The sequence below is a fragment of the Streptomyces sp. NPDC005899 genome (assembly GCF_040629645.1).
In the GTDB taxonomy this organism is placed as follows: Bacteria; Actinomycetota; Actinomycetes; order Streptomycetales; family Streptomycetaceae; genus Streptomyces.
In genome coordinates this window covers 1-6772 of sequence record NZ_JBEXWB010000342.1, presented here as the reverse complement: position 1 = coordinate 6772, position 6772 = coordinate 1, and the positions used below count along the sequence as shown (strand labels likewise).

The 6772-nt window shown below is 72.7% G+C and carries 3 protein-coding genes; 1 reads left to right on the top strand and 2 read right to left on the bottom strand.

The window, feature by feature from the left end; genetic code table 11:
* Positions 1 to 119: 119 nt before the first annotated feature.
* Positions 120 to 2330: an MMPL family transporter gene (locus ABZ371_RS27030; RefSeq protein WP_358684232.1), complete on the bottom strand. Its 2211-nt coding sequence runs from the start codon at positions 2328 to 2330 to the stop codon at positions 120 to 122.
* A gap of 125 nt (positions 2331 to 2455) precedes the next feature.
* On the bottom strand, positions 2456 to 3028 hold the full coding sequence (locus ABZ371_RS27025; RefSeq protein WP_358684230.1) for a TetR/AcrR family transcriptional regulator: 573 nt from the start codon (positions 3026 to 3028) through the stop codon (positions 2456 to 2458).
* A 178-nt stretch (positions 3029 to 3206) separates the two neighbouring features.
* Between ABZ371_RS27025 and ABZ371_RS27020 the strand changes: the two genes are divergently transcribed.
* Entirely contained in the window at positions 3207 to 6560 is a 3354-nt protein-coding gene (locus ABZ371_RS27020) for a S41 family peptidase (RefSeq protein WP_358684228.1), read from the top strand.
* Positions 6561 to 6772 lie beyond the last annotated feature (212 nt).

Here is a 6772-nt window from a genome sequence, read left to right as displayed (position 1 = left end):
CGAAAGCCCCCGCGCCGCGTGCGCGGGGGCCTTCTGCCGCCCCGGTCCCCCGTCCCCACAGGTAACCGGCGCACCGGGGCCGCGCACCGCTCGGACGCGGGCCCCGGGGTCCGTACGGCTCAGACGCGGACCGCCTCGCGCCGGCCGTCCCCGTCGGCCTCGGCGAGCGGCTCCTTGCGCAGCCCCTCGCCCTCGACGTCGACGTTGGGCAGGGCGCGGTCCAGCCAGCGCGGCAGCCACCAGGCACGCTTGCCGAGCAGGGCCAGCACCGCCGGCACGATGGCCATGCGGACCACGAAGGCGTCGAAGAAGACCGCGATGGCCAGCGAGAAGCCGATCATCTTGATCATCGATTCGGTGGAGCCGATGAAGCCGGCGAAGACCGCCATCATGATGACCGCGGCGGCCGTGACCACCCTGGCCCCGTGCCGGAATCCGGTGACGACGGCCTGACCCGGCGTCTCCCCGTGGACGTACGCCTCCCGCATGCGGGTGACCAGGAAGACCTCGTAGTCCATCGCGAGGCCGAAGACGACACCGACCATGAAGATCGGCATCATGCTCATGATCGGGCCCGTCTGCTCGACCCCGAAGAGGGAGGCGAGCCAGCCCCACTGGAAGACCGCGACGACCGCTCCGAGGGCCGCGACGACCGAGAGCAGGAAGCCGAGGGCCGCCTTCAGCGGCACCAGCAGGGAGCGGAACACCACCATCAGCAGCAGGAAGGCCAGGCCGACGACGAGCGCCAGATACGGCAGCAGGGCGTCGTTCATCTTCTGCGAGAAGTCGATGTTCATCGCCGTGGCACCGGTGACCAGCACCTCGGCGCCCGTCTCGCTCCTGATGCCGGGGCCCGCGTCACGGATCGAGTGGACGACCTGCTCCGTCTCGGTGGAGCTCGGGCGGTCCTTCGGGATCACGGTGATCGTGGCCGCGTCGCCCGCCTTGTTGAACGTGGCGGGGGTGACGGCCTCGACGTGGCCGATGCCCTCGATCTCCCGGGAGACCTGATCGACCGCGGCCTTGCCGTCCGCGCTCCTCTTCGTGTCCACGACGATCAGCAGCGGCCCGTTGAACCCGGGGCCGAAGCCGTCGGAGAGCAGGTCGTACGCCTGGCGCTGCGTGGTGCTCTTCGGCTGGGAGCCGTCGTCCGGCAGACCCATCTCGAGCGAGGCGGCCGGTACCGCGATGGCACCGAGGCCGACGACGCCGACGAGCAGCACCCACACGGGCCTGCGCAGCACGAACCGCGCCCAGCGGGTGCCCATGTTCGGCTTCGCCTCGGGGCGGTCCTCCGCCTCCGCGGCCTTGCGCGCCCTGCGCCCCATGACCCGCTTGCCCGCGAAGCCCAGCAGCGCCGGTACGAGGGTGAGGGCGATGAGGACGGCTATCGCGACCGTGCCCGCGGCGGCGAAGCCCATCTTCGAGAGCATCGGGATGTTGACGACGGCGAGGCCGACCAGGGCGATCACGACGGTCAGACCGGCGAAGACGACCGCGGAGCCGGCGGTCCCGACGGCCCGCCCGGCGGCTTCCTCCCTCTCCCGGCCCTCGGCCAGTTCGGCCCGGTAGCGGGAGACGATGAACAGCGCGTAGTCGATACCGACCGCCAGGCCGATCATCATCGCGAGCGTGGAGGTGGTGGACCCCAGGTCGAGCACGTTCGCCAGGGCCGTGATCAGCGAGACCCCGATGCCGACGCCGATGAGTGCGGTGAGCAGGGGCAGGCCCGCGGCGATCAGTGATCCGAAGGTGATGACGAGCACCACCGCGGCGATGGCGACACCGATGATCTCCGTGGCGCCGGTCTCCGGCATCACCTGGAGCGCGTCACCGCCGATCTCCACGGTCATCCCGCTGCTCCGGGCGGACTCCCCCGCGTGCTCCAGCGACTCCCGCGTCCCCTCCGTCAGCTCCATGGAGCTGACGTCGTAGGTGACGGAGATGTACGCCGTCGAGCCGTCCTTGCTGACGGCGTTCGCCTTGTACGGGTCGGCGACCGAGGCTATCTGGTCCGAGCCGGCCTTCAGCTCGCCGACGATGTCCCTGACCTCGGCCTTGTTGGCGGCGTCGGTCACCTTCGCGCCCTCGGGGGCCTTGAAGACGACCCGGGCGGTGGCGCCGTCGGCGCTGCCTCCGGGGAAGCGCTGTTCCAGCAGGTCGAAGGCCCGCTGGGCCTCGGTGCCGGGAATCGAGAAGGAACTGGAGGTGGCGGTGGTCGCGGAGGCGGCACCGAATCCGGCGAGCGCCAGCAGCGCCACCCAGACGAGGGCGACGTAGCGGCGGCGCCGGAAGACGAGCCGCCCCAGCTTGTAGAGGAATGTGGCCACGGAGGGGTACTCCCGGTCAGGTCGTTGAGTGGAGGAAGGGCGTGAGGAACCAGCCCGACGACGAGAGCGGCGTGTCAGGTCTCAGGTGGAGCGTCGGGGAGGGGGCGTACGGAAGGGCGGAAGGGTCAGACACCGAGGGCGGGGAACACCACGGCTTCGACGTAGTCGACGAGGAACGCCTGGTCGACCGGACGTTCCTCGACCAGTTCACGGGCCGCGAAGGCACCGATCATCATGTGGGGCACATAGGGGAGCGCCGGGTTGTCCGGACGCACCTCACCCCGGTCGACGGCCCGCTGGAGCAGCGTCTGCAGGCCGGTCATCTCCGGCTCGACGATCAGCTCGCGCAGCGCCTGGAACAGATCGGGGTTGTCGTGGACGGCATGGCTCAGACCCCGCAGCAGCGCGGAGTTCTTCTCCATCTGGCAGTCGTCGGAACGCAGGAGCACGGCTTGGACGTCGCCGCGCAGCGAACCGGTGTCGATCTCGGCGAGGTGGACCGGCTTGTTGTTCCGGAGCGCCTTGACGACCAGCTCGGGTTTGCTCCCCCACTGGCGGTAGAGGGTGGCCTTGCTGGAGCGGGTGCGGGCCGCGACGGCGTCCATGGTCAGGGCTTCGTAACCGACCTCGCCCAGCAGATCGAGCACGGCGGCGTACAGCTCGCTCTCGCGTTCGGGCGTGAGCCGGGTTCGTGCCATGTGCCGACCCCCTTTCCGTCGCGTCGACCGGATCGCACGCCGGTCGGCGACCGGCGATACGAACGAAACTGTTTCGTACACTTAGAAGGTACTCCCTCGTCCGGGCGAAACCGGGCGGTTTCGCTTGTGTCCTGCACCACAAGTTGCCGCGAACCCCCCGCGCGGAAAGCATTGGAGGGTGAGTGACGACGTCGCGTATCTCCGCTTCCCGCACCTCCACGACGACTTGCTCTGCTTCGCGGCCGAGGACGACCTCTGGGTCTCCCCGCTCGCACCGGCGGGGCACCGGCCCGGCCGGGCGTGGCGGGTGACCGTCGACCGGACCAGGGTCGGCCATCCCCGCTTCTCGCCCGACGGCAGCCGCATCGCCTACACGAGCTGGCGCACCCTGGATCCCGAGATCCACCTCGCCCCCGTCGACGGCGGCCCCGCCCGCAGGCTCACGTACTGGGGGTCGACCGACGCCCGGGTGTGCGGCTGGAGCCCCGATCCCGGCGACACCTCGCAGATCCTCGCCGTGTCCTCGCACAACCAGCCGTTCTCCTACTTCTCGTGGGCCTACAGCGTCCCCACCGACGGCGGCCCCGGGGGCAGACTCCCCTGGGGCCCCGTCTCCGACATCGCCGTCGCCGACGTCGACGGGCAGCGGCGGACCCTGCTGCTCACCGGGAAACCGCCGCACGAGCCCGCGGCCTGGAAGCGCTACCGGGGCGGGGCGACCGGCCGGTTGTGGCTGCACGGCGAGCGGTTGCTGCCGGACATCGGCGGGCACCTGGACGCGCCCATGTTCGTCGGCGGGCGCATCGCCTTCCTCTCCGACCACGAGGGCGTCGGCAACCTGTACTCGTGCCGGACGGACGGCACCGGCCTGCGCCGCCACACCGACCACGACGCGTTCTACGCCCGGCACGCCTCCAGCGACGGCCACCGGGTCGTCTACCAGTGCGCGGGCGACCTCTGGCTGGTGGAGGACCTGGAGTCGCCGGACGCCGTGCCCCGCAAGCTCGAGGTGCGGCTCGGCGGGCCCCGGGCGGGGCGGCGCACGTACCAGGTGCCCGCCGCCAGCCACGTGGACTCACTGTCCGTGGACGAGACGGGCCGGGCGAGCGCCGTCTCCGTGCGGGGCAGCCTGTACTGGCTCACGCACCGGGACGGCCCCGCGCGGACCATCCACGACACCCCGGGCGTGCGCGTGCGGCTGCCCGAGATGCTCGGCAGCAGCGGCCAGGTCGCGTACGTCACCGACGCGGACGGCGACGACGCCGTCGAGATCGCCTACCTCCCCCGGGCCAGCGGCGACCGCCCGCCCAGGCGGCTGGCCTCCGGCCGCCTGGGCCGGGTCCACGAGATGATCGCGGATCCGGAGGGCGAGCGGCTCGCCGTCGCCTCGAACGACGGGCGCCTGCTGCTGCTGGACACGGCGGAGGAAGAGGAGGCGGTCGCGGTCCTGGACGAGAGCGCCGGGCCGCTCACCGCCCGGCCGGGGCCCGTCACCCGGGAATGCGAGGTCACCGAGCTCGTCCGCTCCGGCAACGGCCCGGTCCGCGATCTGGCGTTCTCCCCGGACGGCGCCTGGCTGACCTGGTCCCACCCGGGAGTCGGCCGGTCGCTGCGGCAGATCAAGCTGGCCAGGATCACCGGCCCCGGCGCACCGGTCATGGTCGACGTGACCAACGGCCGCTTCGAGGACGAGAACCCCGTCTTCACCGGTGACGGCCGCTACCTCGCGTTCCTCTCCTGGCGCGGCTTCGACCCGGTGTACGACGTCCACACCGGCGACCTCTCCTTCCCGCTCGGCTGCCGCCCCTACCTGGTGCCGCTGTCCTCGGCCACCCCGTCCCCCTTCGCGCTGCTGCCCGACGGCCGCCCCGCGGCGGGCGGGCTGGACCCCGTCGACGCCGCCGAGAGCACCGGTGTCGAGGGCACGGCGGTCACCGTGGAGTTCGAGGGGCTGGAGAGCCGGGTGACGCCCTTCCCCGTCTCCGCGTCCAAGTACTCGGCGCTGCACCCGGTGAGCGGCGGCGGACTGGTCTGGCTGCGCTGGCCGATCTCCGGCGCCCTCGGCGAGACGTTCGCCAACCCCGCGGACATGTCGGGCCGGCCCACGCTGGAACACTTCAACATCGCCAAGGCCCGCAGGACCGAGCTGGTCGCCCACCTGGACTGGTTCTCGGTCAGCGGCGACGGGACTCGGCTGGTCGTCATGGACGACGGCGAGCTGCGGGCCGCTCCCTCCCACGAGGCCGGCGACAGCGACTCGACGGTCTACCTCGACCTGCGCCGCATCCTGCACGACGTCGACCCCGCCGCCGAGTGGCGCCAGGCCTACGGCGAGGCGGGGCGCATCATCCGCTCCTACTTCTGGGAGCCGGACATGTGCGGCATCGACTGGGAGGGCGTGCTCGACCAGTACCGTCCGCTGGTCGAACGGGTCGCCTCACCGGACGAGTTCGCCGACCTGCTGCGCGAGGTCCTGGGCGAGTTGGGCACCTCGCACGCCTACGTCTCCCCCGCCCGCCGCAACGAGGGCCCGCCGCACTACCAGCGGGCGATCGGCCTGCTGGGCGCCGATCTCGTGTGCCGCGACGGCGACTGGGTGGTCCGGCGGATCCTCCCCGGCGACTCCTCCGACTCCAAGGCCCGTTCACCGCTCGCGGGCACGGGTGTCCGGGAGGGCTCGGTCCTCACCCACGTCGACGGCCGTCCGGTCGACCCGGTCGCGGGGCCCTACCCGCTGCTGACGGCGGCGGGCGGCACCACGGTCGAGCTCACCTTCCGCCCCGCGGGAGACGGAAGCGGCGGCCGCTCCCGCCGTATCGCGATCGTCCCCCTCGTCGACGAACGCCCCCTGCGCTACCAGAACTGGGTCGCCAAACGCCGGGAGGTGGTCCGGGAGTTGAGCGGCGGCAGGTGCGGCTACCTGCACATCCCCGACATGGGCGGCTCCGGATGGGCGCAGTTCAACCGCGATGTGCGCCTGGAGGTGGCACGCCCGGCACTGATCGTGGACGTACGGGGCAACGCGGGCGGCCACATCAGCGAGCTGGTCATCGAGAAGCTCACCCGCACGATCCTCGGCTGGGACCTCACCCGCAACGCGCAGGCGGTGTCGTACACGTCCAACGCGCCGCGCGGCCCGGTGGTCGCCCTGGCCGACGAGGCCACGTCCTCCGACGGGGACATGATCACAGCCGCCTTCAGGCTGCTGAAGCTGGGCCCGGTGGTCGGCCAGCGCACCTGGGGCGGCGTGGTCGGCATGACCGGCCGCCACCGGCTCGGCGACGGCACGGTGATCACGGTGCCGATGAACGCGGCCTGGTTCGACACGTACGGCTGGTCCGTCGAGAACCACGGGGTCGAGCCCGACCTGGAGGCCCTGCGCACCCCCCTGGACTGGGCGGAGGGCCGCCACGCGGTACTGGACGACGCGGTCCGCGTCGCCCTGGACCTCCTCGCCGGCCACCCGGCGTCGACGCCACCCACCTATGACACGGCGCCGGCCCTGCGGAGGCCGCCGCTGCCCCCGAGGTGATGGCGGGGCCGTCCACAGCCACCGCCCCGGGCCCGCCTCCTCGCCCCGGGCCGGACGCCCCGGGGCGACGGGGCACCCCACGCAGGAGAGGGGGGGGGGGCGGGGGGGGCGCCGGGGGTGGGGGGGGCGGCCCCGCCCCCCCCCCCCGCCCCGGGGGGGGGGGGGGGGGGCGCCCCCCCCCCCCCGCCGCCTCCCGGTACGCCTCGGCGAGC

Excerpts from the sequence above, each read along its gene's own strand:
- ABZ371_RS27025 (WP_358684230.1), bottom strand. The coding sequence starts at position 3,028 with ATGGCACGAACCCGGCTCACGCCCGAACGCGAGAGCGAGCTGTACGCC.